The organism is Streptomyces smaragdinus, assembly GCF_009604385.1.
GTDB classification, from domain to species: Bacteria; Actinomycetota; Actinomycetes; order Streptomycetales; family Streptomycetaceae; genus Streptomyces; species Streptomyces smaragdinus.
The window spans coordinates 1-20,911 of sequence record NZ_WEGJ01000067.1; the positions used below are offsets into that span (position 1 = coordinate 1).

Here is a 20,911-nt window from a genome sequence, read left to right on the forward strand (position 1 = left end):
ATCGGCGAGGGACTTGGCCAGCCCGGCGACGGTCGGCGACTCGAACACCGCCCGTACCGACAGCTCGACGTCGAGCGCGGCGCGGATCCGGCTGACGCGGGGTATCGCGCCCGTGTCGCCGACGCGGGGGATCGCCCCCGTGTCGCTCACGCGCGGTATCGCGCCGGTGTCGGTGACCCGGGGTATCGCCCCCGTGTCACCCGCGGCCTGCTGCCGCCTGGAACCCGCTCCGTGCCTGCCCACCCGCGCGTCAGCTCCCGCCCCGCTCGGCCAGCAGATCACCGAACGCCCTGGCGACCACCCGCGGATACTCCATCATCGCGACATGCCCCGCGCGCGGCAGCACCAGCAGCCGCGAGTCCGGGAACGACCGGTGCGCCTTACGGGCCATCCGGACCGACACCAGCCGGTCCCGCGCCCCGTACACGAGCAGCGTCGGCGCCAGCACCCGCCGCGCCTGCCGCCACAGCCCGTGCTGCCCGCCGAGCGTGTACGCGTCGACGATGCCGCGGGCGGAACGCTCCATGACCTCCCAGTGGTACGGGAGGGTCAGCCGGCGCTCGTACTCCGTCACCGCCTCCGCGAAGCCCTCCGGCGAGACCCGGGCCGGATCGCCGTAACACAGCGCCAGCACCGCGCCGGTGCGCCGCTCGGGCGTCCAGTCCTTCGTCAGCCGCAGGAACACCGAGCCCGAGCCGGGGATCGCCAGCAGCGCCGTCGGCACGGCCGAGCGCTGCGGCCGCAGTTCGGGCAGGGCCGGGGAGACGAGGGTGAGCGTCCGTACGAGATCGGGGCGCAGCGCCGCGACCCGGGTGACGACGGCGCCGCCCATCGAGTTGCCGAACAGGTGCACGGGGCCGCGGCGGGCGGCGTCGAGATAGCGGATCACCGCCCGGGAGTGTCCGGTGATCGAGTAGTCGCCGTCGTCCGGTGGCGGTGAGTGACCGAAGCCGGGGAGGTCGATCGCCTCGCCGTCGACCCGGCCGGCCAGCTCACCGGCGAGCGCCGTCCAGTTCAGGGCGGATCCGCCGAGGCCGTGGACGTACACGGCGGGCTCGAGGCCCTCGCGCTCGGGAGTCCGGCGCCGCACGACAAGGGTCGCGCCCTGCAGTGCGACATGACGCACCGTGACCGAATCGTCGCTCTGCGGGGCGGCGGGTGGCGTCTGAGGCACCCCCTGGGTCCGGGGCAGCTCGGTAGACGACATGGGCACATGTTACGAGAGAGTCAAGCCGTTGGTACGGGTGTTCACGGTCACAGATCTTGGGAGGCGTCCGATCGCCTGGCGGGCGGCCCCGCGCTCTCTTAGGCTCGAAGCAGGAGACCGTCCCGCGCCGCCCGCACCCGCGCATGCCGCCGGACGCCGGCCCCACCCCAGAGAGGGGGACGTCATGACTCCCGATCCCCAGGAACCGGAGACCTTCCAGAACACGTCCGACGACCAGACCGGGGTCGAGGTCCCGGAGGCGGACGCCGCGGAGCAGCGGACCGAGCTGACCCCGGACGAGGACACAGCCGTCGACGAGCGCACCACGGACCACGCGAATCCCGCCGATGCGGCGGAACAGGCACGGTCCGTCGCGACCGGTGAGGACGAATATCGGTGACCTGCGGAGATTTATCCGGGTTCCGCGCACGCGGCTGACGTGAAATCCTTCAATGGCGCCGGGCGCACCCGGGTTACCCGAACGTAGGATGGCTGACACGCAAGTGTCCGGTTACCTCCGTCACACCTCGGTGCGGCGCGGTAATCCGACGATCTTTGGGAGGCGGTGTGACAGCCATCGAGCAGACCGAGGCACGTCCGCGGAGCACCCGGCTGCCCCGCCGGGCCCGGCGGAACCAGCTGCTGGGCGCGGCTCAGGAGGTCTTCGTCGCGCAGGGCTACCACGCCGCGGCCATGGACGACATCGCCGACCGGGCGGGGGTCAGCAAGCCGGTCCTGTACCAGCACTTCCCGGGGAAGCTCGAGCTGTACCTGGCGCTGCTGGACCAGCACTGCGAGGCGCTGGTGCAGTCGGTGCGCGGGGCGCTGGAGTCGACGTCGGACAACAAGCAGCGGGTGGCGACGGTCATCGCGGCCTACTTCGCGTTCGTCGAGGACGAGGGCGGGGCGTTCCGGCTGGTCTTCGAGTCGGACCTGACCAACGAGCCGGCGGTGCGCGAGCGGGTCGACAAGGTGAGCCTGGACTGCGCGGAGGCGGTCTGCGAGGTCATCTCCGAGGACACGGACCTGCCGTCCGAGGAGTCGATGCTCCTCGCGGTGGGCCTGTGCGGAGCGGCGCAGATCACCGCGCGGTACTGGCTGGGCTCCGGCCAGCCGGTCCCGCGGGACGCGGCGTCGAAGCTGATCTCGTCGCTGTCGTGGCGCGGCATCGCGGGCTTCCCGCTGCACGGCACGGAACACTGACGTCCGGTACGTCCGTGTTCGCTGCGGGCGTTTTCGTCCGGCGCCCCGATGACGCGGCGCCGGGTAGTGTTGCTGCAGTAACGCAGGACACCTTGAACGTCGGAGGGACCATGGCCGTAGAGGTCAAGATCGGCGTGCAGCACTCGCCCCGGGAGATCACCGTCGAGTCGGGGCAGGCTGCCGAAGAGATCGAGCGCGCGGTTGCCGACGCGCTCGGCGGCAAGGAACCGCTGCTGAGCCTGGTGGACGAGCGCGGGCGGAAGGTGCTGGTCCCGGCCGAGAAGATCTCCTACGTCGAGATCGGCGCCCCGGCCGTCCGCAAGGTGGGCTTCGGCGCGGTCTGACGCGAATCGGAGAATCAGCACGAGAACCCCGGCGCGACACGCGCCGGGGTTCTGCTGTGTCTGTGTGGCTACAGCCTCAGGACGTCGGCCGTGACCGCCCGCGTCGCCCTTTTCCCGTCGCGCACCAGCAGCGACAGCAGCGCCGCCGCCACCGCCCCGGCGACGACCACCGTGGCGACCGGCTCGTCCCCGCCGAGCGCCGAGTGGGTCAGGCCCGCCCCGACGAGCGCGGCGGCCGGACCGGTGGCCAGCGTCAGCAGCCGTTGCGGGAATCTCGCCGGCCAGCGCCGTACGGCGGCCATGGCCAGACCGAAGCCGATGATCATGCTGCTCAGAGCTTCCAGCAGTATCACGGAGCACCCCACCCTCGCCGTCTCATTCCCCGGTGAACGGACGCGGTGGGTCTACCCGGCACCCCGGGCGGGCAAACGGAATGACGCCGTGCGCGAACGGACGCCCGACGGGACGGGCGCCGGCGAACCGGCGCCGTCCTCTTCGGCGGTGTTACGCGGCCAGCCCCAGCGCAGCCATCCGCTTGGTGTGCGCCTCGGTGATCCGGGAGAACATCTTGCCGACCTCGGCCAGGTCGAAGCCCTCCGCGACCCCGCCGACCAGCATGTTCGACAGCGCGTCCCGCTCCGCGACCACCCGTTGGGCCTGGCTCAGCGCCTCGCCCATCAGCCGCCGCGCCCACAGCGCGAGCCGGCCGCCGACCCGCGGATCGGCCTCGATCGCCGCCCGGACTTTCTCCACGGCGAACGACGCGTGCCCGGTGTCGTCCAGCACCCGCAGCACCAGGGAGCGGGTGTCGGAATCCAGCCGGGCGGCGACCTCGCGGTAGAAGTCGGAGGCGATCGAGTCGCCGACGTAGGCCTTCACCAGGCCCTCGAGCCAGTCGGAGGGCGCCGTCTGGCGGTGGAACTCGTCCAGCGCGGTGGCGAAGGGCCGCATCGACTCCGTCGGGTCCGCGTCGATCTCGGCCAGCCGGTCGCGCAGCTGCGCGAAGTGGCCGAACTCGGCGGAGGCCATCGCGGCGAGCTCCGCCTTGTCGGCGAGCGTGGGAGCGAGTTTCGCGTCCTCCGCCAGCCGCTCGAAGGCGGCCAGCTCACCGTAGGCGAGGGCCCCCAGCAGGTCCACCACGGCGGCCCGGTACTGCGGGGTCGCGCAGGCCTCGGCCCAGTCCTGCGCTGCGATTCCGGTGTGCGCCGATGCGTCAGAAGGCGTGTCCATGGGGTGCACGATAGCCGCCCCGGCGGCCCCCGGAAGGGGGTGGTCACGGGAGGTCGGATCCATCACATCCGTCACGTCCGCGCAAACCGGCCCTGACGTATGTGCGCGTTTCCGGGGTACAGTGGTATAGCACCCGCCGCATAGGTACGGAGGGTGCGTGTATGAGGATGCCCGGTCGGTGGCCCGATCGGCTCCACCGACCCCCTCGCGGCTCGAGCGGCCGGGTGAAGGCAGAGGTCCTGCGCATTAGCCCGCGCGGTAGCTATGACCCCCTTCGCCGCCGCACGCCGCGTCCCTCACAGAAGAGGCAGCACCCTGACTACGTTCAGAGATCTCGGGATCCTTCCCGAAACAGCCGAGGCCCTCGAGGCCGTCGGCATCACGTCCCCGTTCCCGATCCAGGAGATGACCCTCCCGGTGGCCCTGTCGGGCACCGATGTGATCGGCCAGGCCAAGACCGGTACGGGCAAGACCCTCGGTTTCGGCCTCCCCCTGCTCGAGACGGTCGTCGTCCCCGCCGACGTCGAGGCCGGGCGCGCCAGGCCCGAGGACCTCACCGACGCGCCGCAGGCGCTGATCGTCGTCCCCACCCGCGAGCTGTGCACGCAGGTCACGAACGACCTGCTGCAGGCCGGCAAGGTCCGTAACGTCCGCGTCGTCGCCATCTACGGCGGCCGGTCGTACGAGCCGCAGGTCGAGGCCCTGAAGAAGGGCGTCGACGTCATCGTCGGCACCCCGGGCCGGCTGCTGGACCTCGCGGGCCAGAAGAAGCTGCGTCTGTCGCAGGTCAAGGCGCTCGTCCTGGACGAGGCCGACGAGATGCTCGACCTGGGCTTCCTGCCCGACGTCGAGAAGATCATCAACCTGCTGCCGGCGAAGCGGCAGACCATGCTGTTCTCGGCGACCATGCCGGGCGCGGTCATCGGTCTGGCCCGCCGCTACATGTCGCAGCCCACGCACATCCGCGCCACCGCGCCGGACGACGAGGGCCAGACCGTGGCGAACACCACGCAGCACGTCTTCCGCGCCCACTCGATGGACAAGCCGGAGCTGGTCGCCCGGATCCTGCAGGCCGAGGGCCGCGGGCTGGCGATGGTCTTCTGCCGCACCAAGCGCACCGCCGCGGACATCGCCGAGCAGCTCGGCCGGCGCGGCTTCGCGTCCGGCGCCGTGCACGGCGACCTGGGCCAGGGCGCCCGGGAGCAGGCGCTGCGGGCGTTCCGCAACGGCAAGGTCGACGTGCTGGTGTGCACCGACGTCGCCGCGCGCGGCATCGACGTCGAGGGCGTCACGCACGTGATCAACTACCAGTCGCCGGAGGACGAGAAGACGTACCTCCACCGCATCGGCCGCACCGGCCGCGCGGGCAACAAGGGCACGGCCGTGACCCTGGTCGACTGGGACGACATCCCGCGCTGGAAGCTGATCAACAAGGCGCTGGAGCTCTCCTTCGACGAGCCGGAGGAGACGTACTCCACGTCGCCGCATCTGTACGAGGCGCTCGGCATCCCCGAGGGCACCAAGGGCATCCTGCCCCGCTCCGAGCGCACCCGCGCCGGGCTGGGCGCGGAGGAGCTCGAGGACCTGGGCGAGACCGGTGGCCGCGGCCGCCGGGGCGGGCCCAAGGCCGCCGCGGAGGAGGAGCGCCCCAAGCGCACCCGGACGCCGCGCCAGCGCCGCCGTACCCGCGGCGGGGCCGTGCCGGAGGAGGCCGGGACCGTCGAGGCCGCCGAGGCCGCGGCTCCCGCCGAGGTGACCGCGGACGCGCAGGCGGAGGCCGGCGCGGAGACCCCGCGCAAGCCGCGCCGCCGGCGCCGGACCCGTACGGACGGGGCGAAGGCTCCGCAGCCGGCCGAGGCCGCGCAGGCGGACGCCCCGAAGGCCGGTGACGGCGAGGCCCCCAAGGCCCCGCGCCGCCGGCGCCGGACCCGCGCGGCCGCCCCGGCGGCGGAAGCGCCGGCCGAGGGCTGACGGATCGACACGGTGCGGGGCGGGTTCTTCGGAGCCCGCCCCGCACCGTTTCCGTACGCGCTACAGCCCCCGCGCCCCCGGCCCGTACCGCTCCCCCATCCGGTCCTCCGGGTTGGCGAGCGCGCACCGGTCGATGGACAGACAGCCGCAGCCCACGCACTCCGTCAGGTTGTCCCGCAGCCGCTCCAGATGCCGGATGCGGTCGTTGAGCTCGTCCCGCCAGCCCTCCGACAGCCGCGCCCAGTCCGCGCGCGTCGGCGTGCGTTCCTCCGGCAGCAGCGCGAGGGCCTCGCGGATCGCCGCGAGGGGGATGCCGACGCGCTGCGAGGCGCGGATGAACGCCACCCGGCGCAGCGTGTCGCGGCTGTAGCGGCGCTGGTTGCCGGTCGTACGACGGCTGCTGATCAGCCCCTGGCGTTCGTAGAACCGCAGCGCCGACCGGGGGACGCCGCTGCGGTCGGAGAGCTCGCCGATGGACGCCTCACGGGCCGCGGGGGACAGATGCGCGTTCATGGGCCCCAGCGTAAAACCTCTGGTCAGCGACGGGCGTTGGGCGACAGGATGAGGGCATGAAGCGTCCCGCGACCGGGGCTCTCATCGGGCTCGCGCTCGGTGACGCGCTCGGCAAGCCCACGGAGTTCCTGCGCAGCACCGGCCGGATCGAGGAGTCGTACGGCCCCTGGCGGGAGCTGCCGCTGCCCACGCCCGCACTGGTCACCGACGACACGGACATGACCGTCGCCGTCGCCCGCGCCCTGCGCACGGCCCTCGGACGTGGGGATCTCGCGCCGCTGCGGCTGACCGCCCCGCTGCGCGAGGAGTACGTCGCGTGGGCGTTCCGCCCGCAGGCCGGGCGGGCTCCGGGGCGTACGTGTCTGCGGGCCGTCGCGCTGCTCACGGACGAGAAGCGGCCCTGGCACGACGCCTCCCAGCTCGACTCCAAGGGCTGCGGCGCCAATATGCGCGTGGCGCCGATCGGCCTGGTCCCGGGCCTGTCGGACACCCGGCGCTCCGCCGCCGCCCAGCTCCAGGCGGCGCTCACGCACGGCCACCCCACGGCGCTCGCGGCGGCCGACCTCACGGCGCGGGCGGTGCATCTCCTCGCGCGGGGGACGCGGCCGGACGATCTCGTCCCCGAGCTGATCGCGTACGCGCAGGAGCAGCGGCGGGTCTATCACCGGGCGTGGCTGGGCACCCTGTGGCTGGGGACGCCGAACCCGAGCGGCGAGGACTACATCGAGTTCGGCTGGGACGAGTGCCTGAAGGTCCTGGGGTGGGTCGACTCCGCCCGCCACCACGCCGACCCCGAGTCCGACCCGTGCGTCTACACCGGGGAGGGCTGGATCGCGGAGGAGGCGCTGGCCACCGCGCTGCTGTGCTTCCTCCTCTTCCCCGACGAGCCCCTCCTGGCCGTACGCCGCGCCGCGTGCACGGCGGGGGACTCGGACTCCCTGGCATGCGTGACGGGCGCGCTGGCGGGCGCGTACCTGGGCGCCGACGCCTGGCCCGCCGAGTGGGCGGACCGCGTGGAGTTCGGCGAGGAGCTCCGTACGTTCGGCGCGGAGTGGGACGCCTAGGCGGAGGCCGACCCCCAGAAGTCCGCGAGCGCCCCCGCCGTCACCGCCGGATCATCCACGTTCGGCGAATGCTCCGCCCCCGCCACCACCGTCCGCCGCGCCCCCAGCCGCAGCGCCATCGCGTCCAGCCACTCCACCGGCCAGGCATAGTCCCGCTCACCCGACAACACGTGCGTCGGCAGCCCCACCTCCGCGAGCGCGTCCACCCGGTCCGGCTCCCCGACCAGCTGCCGCCCGGTGGCGATCAGCTGCGCGGGCGCCGTCCCCAGCCACCGGCGGTGCAGGAAGTCACCGATCTCCGGCGGGGTCCCGTCCTGGGCGGCCTCCGGGGGATCCAGGGCGCGCATCGCCTGCCAGACGGACTCCATGTCCATCGCCTCCAGCGCCCCGACCAGCATCGTCACCCGCTCCCGCTGATCCTCCGCGACCGCCGCGGGCCCGGAGCTCAGCAGCGTCAGCGACGCGAACGGCGCCGGGTCACGCAGCACGGCGGCGCGGGAGACCAGCCCGCCCAGCGAATGCCCCACGACATGCACCCGCCCGTCGAGCGCGCGGGCCTGCGCCAGCAGATCCTCCGCGAGCTCGCCCTGCCGGTACGGGGCCTCGTCCCGCTCGGGCCCCGGCGTCTCGTACTGCCCGCGCCCGTCCACCGCGACCACGGCGAATCCCCGGGCGGCCAGCGGCCCGAGCAGGGCGATGAAGTCCTCCTTGCTCCCGGTGAACCCCGGTACGAGGAGCGCGGTGCCGCGCTCGCCGCTCCCGGCGCGGTGCACGGCGAAGGCGCCGCGCTCGGTGTCGAGGGTGACGGCCCGGGCGCCGGGCGGGAGATCGAGGAAGGGTGGCTTGCTCATGCGGCGAGGCTAGCCAACACCTGTGAACGGGACGGTTCCAGGGAGAGTCTTAAAGCCGCCGAAACATTTTGTTAGCACGCGGAATTATTGGTGCTGCCATCGTGTTGTGAACAGACAGTGGGTGAACCGCTCGTCCCCGGAGGCGAGTCGGCCGTAGAGCACCCACCGTTCGTGTATCGAGACGAAGGGAGAGGTCAATGGACTTCGAGATCGTGCGCCTCGACGACGTCAACGGCTCCGCCGTGGACAGCACCGTCGTGGACGCCGCCTCCGTCGACCGCATCGTGCGCCGTGCCGCCGAGACCGGTCAGCGTCTGCTCATCCGTCCCGCGGCCAAGGCGGCCGTCGGGTTCGGGGAAGCCGGCGGCTACGCCGCCTGAATGAAGGCGGTGACGCCGTTGGCGATCTGCTGGACAGCGATCGCCGCGAGCAGCATCCCCGCCAGCCGGGTCATCAGGACGACACCCCCGTCCTTGATGATCCGGATGATCACCAGAGAGAACCGCATCGCCAGCCAGAGCACCACATGGATCACGGCGATGGCGGCCCACACCGCCAGCTGCTCGCCCGCCCCGTCCGCCCGCTGCACCGCGAGAATCACGGTGACGATGGCCCCGGGACCGGCGAGCAGCGGCATGCCCAGCGGTACGAGCGCGGCGTTGACGTCCTTCGTCTGCGTCGGCTCGTCCGCCTTGCCCGTCAGCAGATCGAGGGCGACGAGCAGAAGCAGCAGCCCGCCCGAGACCATCAGGGCGGGCACGCTCACATGCAGGTAGTCGAGGATCTGCTGCCCGGCTATGCCGAAGAGCGCTATCACCCCGAACGCGACGGCCGCCGCCTGCCAGGCCATCCTCCGCTGCACCTTCACCTGGCGCCCGCCGGACAGGCCGAGGAAGATCGGCGTGATCCCGGGCGGGTCCATGATGACGAAGAGGGTCAGGAAAACGGAGCCGAAAAGGGCGAGGTCCATCGGAGTTGCCTTGCTTGTGCTGGGGATTCGGTACGAGGTGGGGCTCAGCGGCCGGTGATCGGCTCCGCGCCCGACGCGCGGGCGACGAGACGTTCGTAGACCTCGGGGTCGGTGGTGTGGGCGCCGAGCCGGACGGTCTTGCGGGTGCCGTGGTAGTCGCTGGAGCCGGTCGCCAGCAGATCCAGGTCCGCGGCCAGCGCGCGCAGGGACGCGCGGGTGGCCTCGTCGTGGTCCACGTGGTCGACCTCGATGCCGTCCAGCCCCGCGGCGGCGAGCTCCCCGATGGCGGCCACCGGCACCACCCGGCCGCGTTTGACGGCCTGCGGATGCGCGAAGACGGTCACGCCCCCCGCGGCCTTGACCAGGCGGATCGCGTCGTACGGGTCGAGCTCGTGCTTGCTCACGTACGCCCGCCCGCCGCTCCCCAGCCACGCGGGTGTGAACGCCTCGTCGATGCTGCCGATGACCCCGGCCTCCAGCAGCGCGCTGGCGACGTGCGGCCGCCCCACGGCGCCGCCCGCGGCGATCTCCAGCACCCGCTCCCAGGTGACGGGGGCGCCCAGCTCGACGAGCTTGCCCGTCATCGCCCGCGCCCGGCGCACCCGGTCGTCCCGTACGAGCTCCCGCTCCCGCGCGAACTCGGGCTCCGCCGGGTCGAAGAGGTACGCCAGCATGTGCAGGCTGACGCCGTCGAGCCGGCACGACAGCTCGGCGCCCGGTACGAGGGTCAGCCCGGCCGGCAGCGCGGCGGTGGCCCCGGCGTAGCCGGCGGTGGTGTCGTGATCGGTGATCGCGACCACGTCGAGCCCGGCCGCGGCGGCGGCCGCGACCAGCTCGGCGGGGCTGTCGGTGCCGTCGGAGGCGGAACTATGGGCGTGGAGGTCTATGCGCACATCGCCCAAGATACGTCCTCGGGAACACCCCTCAGTCGAGAAGCCTCGGGGACAGCGCCCCGCACGGGAGGAGGTCGAGCTCCGCGCCCGCGTCCCGCAGGTCGGTGAGGACCAGCTCGTCGTACATCAGCAGCCCCGACTGCTCGGGCCAGACGATCGCCCACAGCCACAGCCCCAGCGCCTCCCCCGCGTACACGGCGCGGTCGGTCGGCGTACCGGCGACGTGCCACAGCGGGGTGGGCCGGCCGGCGGCGACGACCTTGGCGTGCGGCGGCTTGTCGGCGCAGATCGCGGGCCCGGGGTCGGGGCCGTCGACGCCCGCGAAGCGCGCGCCCAGGCCCACGCCCAGCTCCTCGGCGACGAGCAGCAGCTCACCGGCGCCGCCCAGCGGTCCCGGGCCGGAACACGCGACGGCGGTCGCCCGGCCCCCGCTGCGGTCGTCGCCGGCGTTGGCGACGCCCGTGAACAGCCAGCCCAGCGGCAGCGGCCACGGCATCCACACGGGAACCTGCGCCCGGTGCACGACGACGCCGAGCGCCTCGACGCTCGGCGGGATGACGGGCTGCAGCGGCTGTACGGGGCCGTGCAGCGCACACTGCCAGGAGTCGGCGAACAGCCCGGGCGCCCGGACCCGTCCACCGCACTTCGGGCAACTCGGTTCGCCCCTCATAGGGCCATACGGTCCTCCCTGCCTGACGCCGCGTCAAGGACGATCACCCGTCCGGAGGGCTTCCCCCCGGCCGTACGGCGGTGAGCCGGCCCCCGTCGCCGTGGCCCTGCGGGCGACGGGGGCCGACGGCTCTCAGGCGGCGACCGGCGCCGGCGCCGCGGCCGGGGCGGGTGCCGGGTGCAGGTGCTCCGCCTCGACGGTGAGCGCCGAGCGCCGCACCCAGACGATTCCGGCGCCGACGACCGCGGCTCCGGCGGCGACGACGAACGGGATACGTACGTCCGTCCACTCCGCGATCTTCGGTGCGAGCCAGGGCGCGGCGGCCGCCGCGAACCAGCGCACGAAGTTGTAGCCGGCGCTGGCCACCGGCCGCGGGGCGTCGGAGACGCCGAGCGCGAGCTCGGTGTAGACCGTGTTGTTCAGCCCGAGGAAGGCACCGGAGACGACGGTCCCGACGACGGCCGCGGTGTGCCCGCCGTAGCCGAGGACCACCAGGTCCGCGGCCATCAGCAGCAGCGATCCGCCGAGCACCCGCAGCGATCCGAAGCGGGCCTGCAGCCGCGGCGCGACGAACACGGAGAAGACGGCGAGCAGCACGCCCCAGCCGAAGAACACCAGGCCCGACCGGTACGGCGACATGTCCAGCACGAACGGGGTGAACGCCAGCACGGTGAAGAACGCGTAGTTGTAGAAGAACGCGGAGGCCGCGGCCGAGGCCAGCCCGCCGTGTCCGAGGGCCTTCAGCGGATCGAGCAGCCCGACCTTGCGCGCGGCCCTGGGCTGCTCCTTGAGGAACACCGTGATCGCGACGAAGCCGACGGCCATCAGGGCGGCGGTGCCGAAGAACGGATAGCGCCAGTTCATGTCACCGAGTACGGCGCCCAGCAGCGGGCCGCAGGCCATGCCGACGCCGAGCGCGGACTCGTACAGCAGGATCGCGGCGCCCGCCCCGCCGGAGGCGGCGCCGACGATGACGGCGAGCGAGGTCGAGACGAACAGCGCATTGCCCAGCCCCCAGCCGGCCCGGAAGCCGACGAGTTCGGCGACGGAGCCGGAGGTGCCGGCGAGCGCGGCGAAGACGACGACGATCGCCAGACCCGCGAGCAGCGTCTTGCGCCCGCCGATCCGGGAGGACACATAGCCGGTCACCAGCATGGCGACGGCGGTGATCAGGAAGTACGAGGTGAAGAGCAGGGAGACCTGGCTCGGCGAGGCCTTCAGCCCCTCGGCGATCGACGGCAGGATCGGGTCCACCAGGCCGATGCCCATGAAGGCCACGACCGCGGCTCCCGCGGTGGCCCAGACCGCTCGGGGCTGCTTCAGCAGATTGGAGGTCTCGGCCCCCTCGTCGAACGGATCCATCGAATGCCGTCCCCTTTCCGGTGATATTTAGTTGCGCTAACAAATGTAGTGTACACCTATATCTCCGCGGGAAACCCCACCCGGGCCGTACGCCCCGCCTCAGTCCAGCGCCACCGGCCCACGCAGCGGATCCCGCAGATCCACCCCGTGCCGCAGCCACCGCTCCTCGAGCTCCGCCGCCCCGTGCACCCGCTTCCACGCCGCCTCGTTCGGCGTCATCGGCAGCAGCGGCAGGAACCGCACCGGCTCCATCGGCGCGTCCAGCTCCAGGTCCTCCACCAGCCCGCCCGGCTCCCCCACCAGCACCGACGTGAACCCGGCCCCCGGCCACAGCGGCTCACCCACGTCCAGCGAGGCGCCCGGCGCCACCACCAGACCCTCGACCTGCGGGGTGGACGCCAGCACCGCGAGCGCCCGCAGCACCCCGTCGGTGTCCGCCCGGCCGGCGCGCACCGTGAGGACCAGTTCCGCCCGCGGCCCGCGCAGCGGATCGGCGACCGTCGCGGTGGGGTCGGTCATCGGCTGCGCGGACATGCCGAGGGTGACGTAGCGCACGAGCGGGGGCGCAGTTTTGCCACCGCCGCCCTCACCCAAACCTCCGCCAGGTTCAAGGAAGCGCAAAACCTCGATGCGGTCGGCGCCCAGGAAGGTCACCGCCGCACGCGCGTCGGGCTCCCCGAAAGTCATGGTCAAACGCGCCTCAACCAGCGCAGATACATCGCCCCGTGCGGTCTCGCTCATGGACGCCAGCATAGGACGCGGCGAGCGGGAGACCCCGGGGCGGCGGAGGTACGTCACCTGGCGCATCCGCGCGGCTATCGTCTGCTGGTAACCTTTGCAACCGGGTATTCGGGGCATCCGTTGTACGGAGTAAAGCCCGATCGACCCGCACAGATCGTCCCCTTCGGGGACCGGCCGGAGGAGGTGGGGCTGCGGTGGATCCTAGTCGACCTTGCAGTACCAGCCGCTCTTCCGTCCAGCACGCCTCTCGCTGACCCTGGGACGATCAGGCACCCGGCTCCACGGCCGCGGTGACTCCCCCGCGGTTCGCGGTTCTTTCTCCCGGGCCGTGTGACGACGACGGTCGAGCACTCGTTTCACCGAGTCATTTCCACCATGCCGTCGTTGACCGCGGCGCCGTCAGCCGTGCCCGCTTTGCGGACGTGCCCGAGCCGTCCCGTGCCCCGTGCCGGGAGGCCCAGCCGGCTCGTCCTCGTTTCGGGCATTGCTGCCCACCGCACCGGCGGCAGGACCGCGAAGGAGCCTGCCATGTCGATGATCCGTGACCTGCGCGCCGCCGTACGACCGGGACCGCGCACCCTGGACCGTCCCGCCTACGCGTACGACACCACCCGCGACCCGCGCACCCCGAGCGCGGTCGTCGACTGCGCCGTCTACAAGAACGGCCGCCGCGTCACCGACCGGCTCGACTCCGCCGACGCGATGCGCCGGGTGCGGGCCGAGGGCGGCTTCGCCTGGATCGGGCTGCACGAGCCGACGGAGGCCGAATTCGCCGGGATCGCCAAGGAGTTCGGGCTGCACCCGCTGGCCGTGGAGGACGCGGTGCAGGCACATCAGCGGCCGAAGCTGGAGCCTTACGACGGGTCGCTGTTCACCGTCTTCAAGACGATCCACTACATCGAGCACGCGGAACTCACCGCCACCAGCGAGGTCGTGGAGACCGGCGAGGTGATGTGTTTCACCGGCCGGGACTTCATCATCACCGTGCGGCACGGCGGGCAGGGGTCGCTGCGGTCACTGCGGCATCGGCTGGAGGGGGATCCGGAGCTGCTGGTGAAGGGGCCGTCGGCGGTGCTGCACGCTATTGCCGACCAGATCGTGGACTCTTATCTCGCGGTGGCCGACGCCGTGCAGGACGATATCGACGAGGTCGAGATCGCCGTCTTTTCGCCGGACGGGCGGCGGGGGCGGAAGGGTGGGGACGCGGGGCGGGTTTATCAGCTCAAGCGGGAGGTGCTGGAGTTCAAGCGGGCCGTGTCGCCGTTGCTGCGGCCGATGCAGTTGCTCTCCGAGCGGCCGATGCGGTTCGTGGACTCCGAGATTCAGAAGTACTTCCGGGATGTGGCCGATCATGTGGCTCGGGTTCATGAGCAGGTCGTGTCGTTCGATGATCTGCTGAACTCTATTCTTCAGGCCAATTTGGCTCAGGCCACTGTGGCGCAGAACGAGGACATGCGGAAGATCACTGCGTGGGCTGCGATTTTTGCGGTTCCCACCATGATTGCGGGGGTTTACGGGATGAACTTTGACTACATGCCGGAGTTGCGGTGGAAGTTCGGGTATCCCATGGTGATGGTGATGATCTTTGCGATCTGCGCCGTCATGCGGAGGGGCTTTCGCCGGAACGGGTGGCTTTGAGGGTGCGGTTGCGTCGGCTTTCGCGCATCCGGCCTTCGGCCGGAGTCCTCAAACGCCGCATCGCCCCGGAGCGAAGGCGGAGGAAGCGCAACCGCACCCGACGACGCGACTAGGCGATGGGAGGGCTGGGGGTCGTGTTCCTCCGGCGGCCGCCCAGTACCACCAGGACCAGGCCGCCCAGGATCACCGCCAGGCCGACGTACACCCCCGGCGGTGGGGTTTGGCCGAGCCAGATTGCCGCGATCAGGGCCGCTCCCGGGGCCTCCAGGAGGATTGCCGTCGAGGTGACCGTGGCGCCCAGGCCGTGTACCACGCGGTTGAACAGGGTGTGGCCCAGGAGTTGGGCCGCCACGGTCAGGGCCGCCAGCTTCAGCCACGTCTCCGCCGTGTAGCCGGCGCCCAGGTCCGTACCGGACACGAGGCACGTCGCCAGCAGGGCGGCCGCGCAGACGCCGTAGCACCACAGGGTGTACGACGTGGTGGACACCGTCCGGCGGACCTCCGCGCCCAGCAGGACGTAGCCCGCCGCCGCGATGCCGCCGCCCAGGGCCAGGGCGTCGCCCAGCAGGGCCTCGGGCGAGAGGGTGAGGTCGACGCCCGTGAGGACGATCACGCCCGCCATCGCCAGGGCCGCCCCCGCCCAGACCAGGGGAGCAGCGCGGTGGCCGCGCAGGCGCAGGAGGAGCAGCGTCCAGACCGGGGTCGTCGTGCCCAGCGCCGTCGCGGAGGCGACCGACGTCAGCTTCAGGCTGGGCAGCCAGAGACCGAAGTGCACGGCCAGCAGGGCGCCGGAGGCCACGCAGAGGGTGAGCGTGCGGCGGCTCATCCCGCGTATCTCCGCCCGCAGTCCCCGGCGGAGCAGGACCGTCGGGGCGAGGACGCCCACGGCCATGGCGTTGCGCCAGAAGGCGATCGCCAGCGCCGGGGCGGCCATCGACGCGATGAGCGGCGCGGAGAAGGAGACGCCCGTGACGGCGACCGCCAGCAGCATCAGGTCCACCGGCGCACCGGTCGCCCGCACCGGCCCGGCGAGGGGCGGAGCGGGGCGTTCGGTGGCGGTGACCTGGGGCATGACGTCAGTGTAAGGACGACGTACACCGCCGTCGTACCGCCCGCTACCCTCGATCACATGACGACGCTCGGCACCGCCCTGATCGAGGAAGCCTCGAAGAAGTCCGGCCTGCTCTGGGTCGACGGCCGTGCCCTGTGGCACGCCTGGCTCGACGGTGCCGTGCATGTCGTCGGCGGCGGGCAGGAGCAGCCGCTGTCCGGGCTCGAGGAGGGCGCGCTGGTCCGGGTCGTCGCCCGCAGCAAGGACAAGGGCGGGCGGATCGTCGCCTGGGACGCGAAGGTCAGTGAGCTGGCGCCGAATGGTGAGGCGTGGACGGCGGCCGTGGCCGAGCTCAAGGGCAAGCGGCTGAACGCCCCCGACGGGGAGCAGATGACCGGGCGCTGGGCCCGCGAGTGCCGCGTCCTGCGCCTCGAGGCGACCGGCGCCCCCGACGAGCGGCTCCCGGACGACTCCCTGGCCGCCCGCCCCGTACCGACGCCGAACATCACCCGCCGGCCGATCCCGGCGGGGCTGCCGAAGCTGCTGTTCCGGCGCCGGGGGAAGTAGCCCCCTCAGTCCCCGGCGACCTCGTCCCCGTAGTCCACGACCTCCTCCTTGCGCGGCGCCTTCACCTCGAACTCCTCGCCCCAGGAGCCCAGCTCCAGCACGCCCGCACCGCCCGCGCGCTCCACCCGCAGCGGATACGGGGTGCCCTCCAGGGACACCGCGAGGCTGCCGCCGTCGCCGCCGTCCACGACGATGCCGATGGTGCGGACGCCGTCCACCTCCGTGCGGTCGCCGGTCTCCACGTCGCCGTGCAGTTCGATCAGCCCGTCGAGCAGCACCTTGCGGTCGGTGAAGCCGTACAGCTGCTTGTACGAGGCGTCGTCCTCCGGCACCTTCACGAACATCCCGTCGAGCTTCTGCGCCGCCTCGACGTCGCCGTCGGTGGGCTCCTTGCCGGCGGAGCCCTTCTCCAGCCAGAAGTTGTCGTCGGCCTTCAGATAGAGGTCCTTGTCGACCCGCAGCACGGAGAACGTGCTGCCCTTCGTCGAGACCTCGCCCGTGCCGCCGTCGTTCGTCAGCCGCATGTCGAGCGTGAAGACCTTGCCGCCGGAGACCACGCTGCCCGACAGCCGCACCGAGGACGCCTTGCGCGCCGCCGCCAGCGTCTTGGCCTCGATCTGGTCCGCGGGCAGCTTCCCGACGCCGTTGGTGCCCTTGTCCGGGTCCTCGTCGCCCGGCAGGAGTGAGCAGCCGGATCCCAACGCCGCGACCACCGCGCACGCCACCGCCGCCACCGCCGCCTGCCTCATCACCACTGCCTCTCGTCCGACCCCGCGGGCTGCCGGAGAGAGTACCGGGCGTGTCGGACCTCTCGTCCCGGGGCGGTGGGGCGCGGCACCCGACCGGCCGTACTCTGGGGGGCATGGCTCCTACGGAAGATGCGGTGCGCGAAGCACTCGCGACGGTGAACGACCCGGAGATCCACCGGCCGATCACCGACCTCGGCATGGTCAAGTCGGTCGAGATCGGGGCGGACGGTACCGTCGCGGTCGGCGTCTATCTCACGATCGCCGGCTGCCCGATGCGCGAGACGCTCACTTCCCGGGTGACCGAGGCGGTACAGCGGGTCGCGGGTGTGACAAGCGTCACCGTCGAGCTCGACGTGATGAGCGACGAGCAGCGCAAGGAGCTCGCGACGAGCCTGCGCGGCGGCCAGGCCGAGCGCGAGGTGCCGTTCGCCAGGCCCGGCAATCTGACCCGGGTGTACGCGGTGGCATCCGGCAAGGGCGGCGTCGGCAAGTCCTCGGTGACCGTCAACCTGGCGGCGGCGATGGCAGCCGACGGGCTGAAGGTCGGCGTCGTCGACGCGGACATCTACGGCCACTCCGTCCCGCGCATGCTGGGCGTCGAGGGCAAGCCGACCCAGGTCGAGAACATGATCATGCCGCCGTCCGCCAACGGCGTGAAGGTCATCTCCATCGGCATGTTCACCCCGGGCAACGCCCCGGTCGTCTGGCGCGGCCCGATGCTCCACCGCGCGCTGCAGCAGTTCCTGGCCGACGTCTTCTGGGGCGACCTCGACGTCCTGCTCCTCGACCTGCCGCCCGGCACCGGCGACATCGCCATCTCCGTGGCGCAGCTGGTCCCGAACGCCGAGATCCTGGTCGTGACGACCCCGCAGCAGGCGGCGGCGGAGGTGGCCGAGCGGGCCGGTTCGATCGCCGTACAGACGCACCAGAAGATCGTCGGCGTGGTGGAGAACATGTCCGGGCTGCCCTGTCCGCACTGCGACGAGATGGTGGACGTCTTCGGCACCGGCGGCGGGCAGAAGGTCGCCGAGGGCCTGACGAAGACCACCGGCGCCACCGTGCCCGTCCTCGGCTCGATCCCGATCGACGTCCGGCTGCGCGAGGGCGGCGACGAGGGCAAGCCGGTCGTGCTGACCGACCCCGACTCCCCCGCCGGCTCGGCCCTGCGCGCCGTCGCGGGCAAGCTGAGCGGGCGCCAGCGCGGGCTGTCGGGGCTGTCGCTGGGGCTGACGCCGCGCAACAAGTTCTGATCGCCCGGTCGTACGACGAAGGGGCTTCCCGCCGGCCGGCGGGAAGCCCCTTCGCTCAGGTGCGGGTCACTCGTAGCCGCTGATGTCCTCGATCGCCGAGAAGGCCAGCCCGTACGCGCTCATCCCCCGCCCGTACGCGCCCACATGCACACCGCTGCGGGCGCCGCCGGCCAGCACCCAGCCGTACTCGGACTCCCGGTAGTGGAACGGCACCGGCTCGCCGTCGACCGGCAGCGTCAGCGTCGACCAGCCGGGTCCCTGCAGCTCGTCCGCCAGATCCCAGGCGACGCCCGTCTGCTGCGCCAGCCAGTCCTCGCGCATCGAACGCTCCATCCGGGCCGGCCAGGTGCAGCTCAGCAGCCCCGAGCCGGCCAGCCACGCGGCGCTGGACACCGAGGTGGCGTCCAGCACGCCCGTACCGTCCTGGCTGCGCCGCACCGGGCGGCTGGCGACCGTCACGACGACCGTGAAGCGGTGGTCACGCAGACCCGCCTCGGCGAGATAGGAGGGGGTGTCACCGTGGCCCGTGGCGCCGTGCTCGACGTCGCCGTCCGCGCCGATGCCCGTCCGCAGCAGCCAGCGGCTGCCGGTGAAGGCCTGGTCCAGCCCGTAGAAGGGGAACGACGCGCGCAGGAATCCGTCGACGACCCGCGACTCCCCCGGCGGCGCGGTGGCCTCCTCGGGAGGTGGTGCCGCACTCGCCGTCCCCGACCGACTCGTAGTCTTCATGGTTCATGAGAATAACCACCCGGGTGCGGTGCCCCAGACATTCTGTCTGATATCTGGTCCGTTCAGGTGGCGGTCGCGTCGCGGTCAGGTCGCGTCCGCGTCGTACGGGGCGACGCTCTTGCCCTCGGCCGGGGTTTCCTTGGTCAGGCTCGTGCGGGACTTCGTGTCCGTGTCACCCCTGCCGTCCTCGCGTACGTCGCCGACCGTCCGCGCCGCGTCGCTGACCTCGGCCATCTCCTTCTTGAGGTCGAAGCTGCCGGTCAGCTCCTTCAGGCCCAGGTCCTCGTTGTCCAGGAGGTGCTTCTTGGCGAACTTCTTGGGGTTGAGGTCCTCGAACTCGAAGTCCTTGAACTCGGGGCCGAGCTCGCGCCGGATGTCCTCCTTGGCGCTGTCGGAGAACTCCCGCAGCTTGCGGATCATCCCGGCGACGTCCTGGATCACCTTCGGCAGCTTGTCGGGACCGAAGATGAGCACGGCAAGGATGATGAGCGCGATCAGCTCGAGGGGTCCTATGTCGAAGAACACCTGGCGTCTCCTTGCAGCAGTTACCCGACGGCCCGCGGCTCGTGGCCGGACCGGAACCCATTCACAGTACCTGGCGCCCGGGGGAGCGCGGGGGTAACGGACCGGCAACGGTCGGCCGCGCACGGCCGACCGTTGGATGAACTACCTGGTCAGGACTTGATCAATCACCGTTCGAGGCGCCCAGCACGACGTCGACGGAGCGCTTGGAGCCCTCGCGCTCGATGCTGAGGGTGAGCTTGTCACCCGGACGGTGGGCGCGGATCCTGATGATCAGCTCCTCGCCGTTGTGCACCGGCTTGCCGTCGACCGCGGTGATCACGTCGCCCGCCCGGACGCCGGCCTGGGCGGCCGGACCGCCCGGTGTCACCGAGGACGTACTGCCCTCGGACTCGCCGACCTTGGCGCCGTCCCCGGCGAACTGCATGTCCAGTGTGACGCCGATCACGGGGTGCTCGGCCTTGCCGGTGTTGATCAGCTCCTCGGCGACGCGCTTGCCCTGGTTGACGGGGATCGCGAAGCCCAGGCCGATGGAGCCGCCCTGGCTGCCGTCCTCGCCGCCCTCGGGGGCGTCGGCGGCGCGGATCGCGCTGTTGATGCCGATCACGCGGCCCTTCTTGTCGAGCAGGGGGCCGCCGGAGTTGCCGGGGTTGATCGGGGCGTCGGTCTGCAGGGCGTCGACATAGCTGACGTCGCTGCCCTCCGTCTCGCCGCCGGCGGTGATCGGGCGCTCCTTGGCGCTGATGATGCCGGAGGTCACCGTGTTGGCCAGGTTGTACGGGGCACCGATCGCGATCACCGGGTCGCCGACGGCCACGGAGTCGGAGTTGCCCAGCGGCAGGGGCTTGAGGCCGGAGACGCCGCTGACCTTGATCACGGCGAGATCGTAGCCGGAGTCGCGGCCGACGATCTCGGCGCGGGCGGACTCGTTGTGGTTGAACGTGACGGTGATGTCGCCGCCCTCGGCGGCCGGCTCCACGACGTGGTTGTTCGTCAGGATGTGGCCGGACTTGTCGAGGACGAAGCCGGTGCCGGTGCCCTGTTCGGAGCCCCCGCTGACATGGATGGTGACGACGCTGGGCAGGGCGGCGCGGGCGATACCGGCGACGCTGTCGGGGGCGCGGTCGAGGTCGCCGTCGACGGGCGACTGATCGAGGCTGATGGAGCCGCCGACGCCGCCGTTGCGCTCGTACCAGATGCCGAGGCCACCGCCGACGCCACCGGCGATGAGGGCGATGAGGAGGGCGCCGACAACCATGCGGACCCCGTGCCCCGGGCCTTCGACTCCCGCGACGGTCCCGGATCCCCGCCGTCACCCCCGTCCGACGTACAGCCCGCGAGGAGCAGTCCGACGGCGGCGAGTACGGCGGTCACAGTGCGGCGTTG

General features: G+C 72.1%; 23 protein-coding genes and 1 pseudogene. 9 read left to right on the forward strand and 15 right to left on the reverse strand.

Annotated elements, in window-relative coordinates; translation table 11 throughout:
- Window positions 1-250: 250 nt before the first annotated feature.
- Complete coding sequence (locus tag SRB5_RS34565) at window positions 251-1,207, reverse strand: alpha/beta fold hydrolase (protein WP_153457632.1); 957 nt, start codon at window positions 1,205-1,207, stop codon at window positions 251-253.
- A gap of 184 nt (window positions 1,208-1,391) precedes the next feature.
- Between SRB5_RS34565 and SRB5_RS34570 the strand changes: the two genes are divergently transcribed.
- The 3 genes from SRB5_RS34570 (at window position 1,392) to SRB5_RS34580 (ending at window position 2,754) form a co-directional block, all read left to right on the forward strand.
- Window positions 1,392-1,607 (forward strand): hypothetical protein, encoded by a 216-nt coding sequence (locus SRB5_RS34570; RefSeq protein WP_153457634.1) that lies wholly within the window; start codon window positions 1,392-1,394, stop codon window positions 1,605-1,607.
- A 167-nt stretch (window positions 1,608-1,774) separates the two neighbouring features.
- Window positions 1,775-2,410: a TetR/AcrR family transcriptional regulator gene (locus SRB5_RS34575; protein WP_323378987.1), complete on the forward strand. Its 636-nt coding sequence runs from the start codon at window positions 1,775-1,777 to the stop codon at window positions 2,408-2,410.
- Window positions 2,411-2,520: 110 nt separating this feature from the next.
- On the forward strand, window positions 2,521-2,754 hold the full coding sequence (locus SRB5_RS34580) for a DUF3107 domain-containing protein (RefSeq protein WP_153457637.1): 234 nt from the start codon (window positions 2,521-2,523) through the stop codon (window positions 2,752-2,754).
- A gap of 68 nt (window positions 2,755-2,822) precedes the next feature.
- Here SRB5_RS34580 and SRB5_RS34585 read toward each other — a convergent pair whose 3' ends face one another.
- On the reverse strand, window positions 2,823-3,107 hold the full coding sequence (locus SRB5_RS34585) for a hypothetical protein (RefSeq protein ID WP_407704030.1): 285 nt from the start codon (window positions 3,105-3,107) through the stop codon (window positions 2,823-2,825).
- Window positions 3,108-3,258: 151 nt separating this feature from the next.
- Window positions 3,259-3,984: a ferritin-like fold-containing protein gene (locus SRB5_RS34590; protein ID WP_153457639.1), complete on the reverse strand. Its 726-nt coding sequence runs from the start codon at window positions 3,982-3,984 to the stop codon at window positions 3,259-3,261.
- A 264-nt stretch (window positions 3,985-4,248) separates the two neighbouring features.
- Between SRB5_RS34590 and SRB5_RS34595 the strand changes: the two genes are divergently transcribed.
- Window positions 4,249-5,955, forward strand: a complete 1,707-nt coding sequence (locus tag SRB5_RS34595) for a DEAD/DEAH box helicase (protein WP_153457641.1) — start codon at window positions 4,249-4,251, stop codon at window positions 5,953-5,955.
- 60 nt (window positions 5,956-6,015) lie between these two features.
- On the opposite strand, the gene soxR is transcribed toward SRB5_RS34595, so the two are convergent.
- A complete protein-coding gene (gene soxR, locus SRB5_RS34600; RefSeq protein WP_153457642.1) occupies window positions 6,016-6,468 on the reverse strand; it encodes a redox-sensitive transcriptional activator SoxR in 453 nt (150 codons plus the stop codon).
- Between the two features lie 56 nt (window positions 6,469-6,524).
- Here soxR and SRB5_RS34605 point away from each other — a divergent pair, with 56 nt between their 5' ends.
- Window positions 6,525-7,532: an ADP-ribosylglycohydrolase family protein gene (locus SRB5_RS34605; protein WP_153457644.1), complete on the forward strand. Its 1,008-nt coding sequence runs from the start codon at window positions 6,525-6,527 to the stop codon at window positions 7,530-7,532.
- Here the strand turns inward: SRB5_RS34605 and SRB5_RS34610 are convergent.
- Window positions 7,529-8,383 (reverse strand): alpha/beta fold hydrolase, encoded by an 855-nt coding sequence (locus tag SRB5_RS34610; RefSeq protein ID WP_153457646.1) that lies wholly within the window; start codon window positions 8,381-8,383, stop codon window positions 7,529-7,531. The genes SRB5_RS34605 and SRB5_RS34610 overlap by 4 nt on opposite strands.
- A gap of 197 nt (window positions 8,384-8,580) precedes the next feature.
- Between SRB5_RS34610 and SRB5_RS34615 the strand changes: the two genes are divergently transcribed.
- Window positions 8,581-8,763 (forward strand): hypothetical protein, encoded by a 183-nt coding sequence (locus SRB5_RS34615; protein WP_153457648.1) that lies wholly within the window; start codon window positions 8,581-8,583, stop codon window positions 8,761-8,763.
- Here the strand turns inward: SRB5_RS34615 and SRB5_RS34620 are convergent.
- The 5 genes from SRB5_RS34620 to SRB5_RS34640 all read right to left on the reverse strand — a co-directional run bounded on the left by SRB5_RS34620 (window position 8,751) and on the right by SRB5_RS34640 (window position 13,019).
- Window positions 8,751-9,353, reverse strand: coding sequence for a MarC family protein (locus tag SRB5_RS34620; protein WP_153457650.1), 603 nt, complete (start codon window positions 9,351-9,353; stop codon window positions 8,751-8,753). The two genes, SRB5_RS34615 and SRB5_RS34620, sit on opposite strands and share 13 nt — an antisense overlap.
- Window positions 9,354-9,397: 44 nt before the next feature.
- Window positions 9,398-10,246: a PHP domain-containing protein gene (locus SRB5_RS34625; RefSeq protein ID WP_323378988.1), complete on the reverse strand. Its 849-nt coding sequence runs from the start codon at window positions 10,244-10,246 to the stop codon at window positions 9,398-9,400.
- Window positions 10,247-10,277: 31 nt separating this feature from the next.
- The gene (locus tag SRB5_RS34630) at window positions 10,278-10,916 is read right to left on the reverse strand and encodes a DUF6758 family protein (protein ID WP_153457653.1); all 639 of its coding nucleotides are present in this window, start codon (window positions 10,914-10,916) and stop codon (window positions 10,278-10,280) included.
- Between the two features lie 132 nt (window positions 10,917-11,048).
- Window positions 11,049-12,278, reverse strand: coding sequence for an MFS transporter (locus tag SRB5_RS34635; RefSeq protein ID WP_153457655.1), 1,230 nt, complete (start codon window positions 12,276-12,278; stop codon window positions 11,049-11,051).
- Window positions 12,279-12,377: 99 nt separating this feature from the next.
- Window positions 12,378-13,019 (reverse strand): suppressor of fused domain protein, encoded by a 642-nt coding sequence (locus SRB5_RS34640; protein WP_153457657.1) that lies wholly within the window; start codon window positions 13,017-13,019, stop codon window positions 12,378-12,380.
- Window positions 13,020-13,547: 528 nt separating this feature from the next.
- On the opposite strand from SRB5_RS34640, the gene SRB5_RS34645 reads away from it, so the two are divergent.
- A complete protein-coding gene (locus tag SRB5_RS34645; protein WP_153457670.1) occupies window positions 13,548-14,657 on the forward strand; it encodes a magnesium and cobalt transport protein CorA in 1,110 nt (369 codons plus the stop codon).
- A gap of 109 nt (window positions 14,658-14,766) precedes the next feature.
- Here the strand turns inward: SRB5_RS34645 and SRB5_RS34650 are convergent, their stop codons facing one another.
- Window positions 14,767-15,729, reverse strand: a complete 963-nt coding sequence (locus SRB5_RS34650) for a DMT family transporter (protein WP_153457659.1) — start codon at window positions 15,727-15,729, stop codon at window positions 14,767-14,769.
- Between the two features lie 57 nt (window positions 15,730-15,786).
- Here SRB5_RS34650 and SRB5_RS34655 point away from each other — a divergent pair, with 57 nt between their 5' ends.
- Window positions 15,787-16,275, forward strand: coding sequence for a hypothetical protein (locus SRB5_RS34655; RefSeq protein WP_153457661.1), 489 nt, complete (start codon window positions 15,787-15,789; stop codon window positions 16,273-16,275).
- Window positions 16,276-16,280: 5 nt separating this feature from the next.
- Here the strand turns inward: SRB5_RS34655 and SRB5_RS34660 are convergent, their stop codons facing one another.
- Complete coding sequence (locus SRB5_RS34660; protein ID WP_194293119.1) at window positions 16,281-17,024, reverse strand: hypothetical protein; 744 nt, start codon at window positions 17,022-17,024, stop codon at window positions 16,281-16,283.
- Window positions 17,025-17,137: 113 nt separating this feature from the next.
- Here SRB5_RS34660 and SRB5_RS34665 point away from each other — a divergent pair, with 113 nt between their 5' ends.
- Window positions 17,138-18,274, forward strand: a complete 1,137-nt coding sequence (locus SRB5_RS34665) for an Mrp/NBP35 family ATP-binding protein (protein WP_153457663.1) — start codon at window positions 17,138-17,140, stop codon at window positions 18,272-18,274.
- Window positions 18,275-18,340: 66 nt separating this feature from the next.
- On the opposite strand, the gene SRB5_RS34670 is transcribed toward SRB5_RS34665, so the two are convergent.
- The 3 genes and pseudogenes from SRB5_RS34670 to SRB5_RS34680 all read right to left on the reverse strand — a co-directional run.
- The gene (locus tag SRB5_RS34670) at window positions 18,341-19,003 is read right to left on the reverse strand and encodes a hypothetical protein (RefSeq protein ID WP_153457664.1); all 663 of its coding nucleotides are present in this window, start codon (window positions 19,001-19,003) and stop codon (window positions 18,341-18,343) included.
- Window positions 19,004-19,087: 84 nt separating this feature from the next.
- Complete coding sequence (locus tag SRB5_RS34675; protein ID WP_323378989.1) at window positions 19,088-19,528, reverse strand: sec-independent translocase; 441 nt, start codon at window positions 19,526-19,528, stop codon at window positions 19,088-19,090.
- Window positions 19,529-19,688: 160 nt separating this feature from the next.
- A pseudogene (locus tag SRB5_RS34680) lies at window positions 19,689-20,783 on the reverse strand (S1C family serine protease); the annotation flags it as partial.
- Window positions 20,784-20,911: the final 128 nt, after the last annotated feature.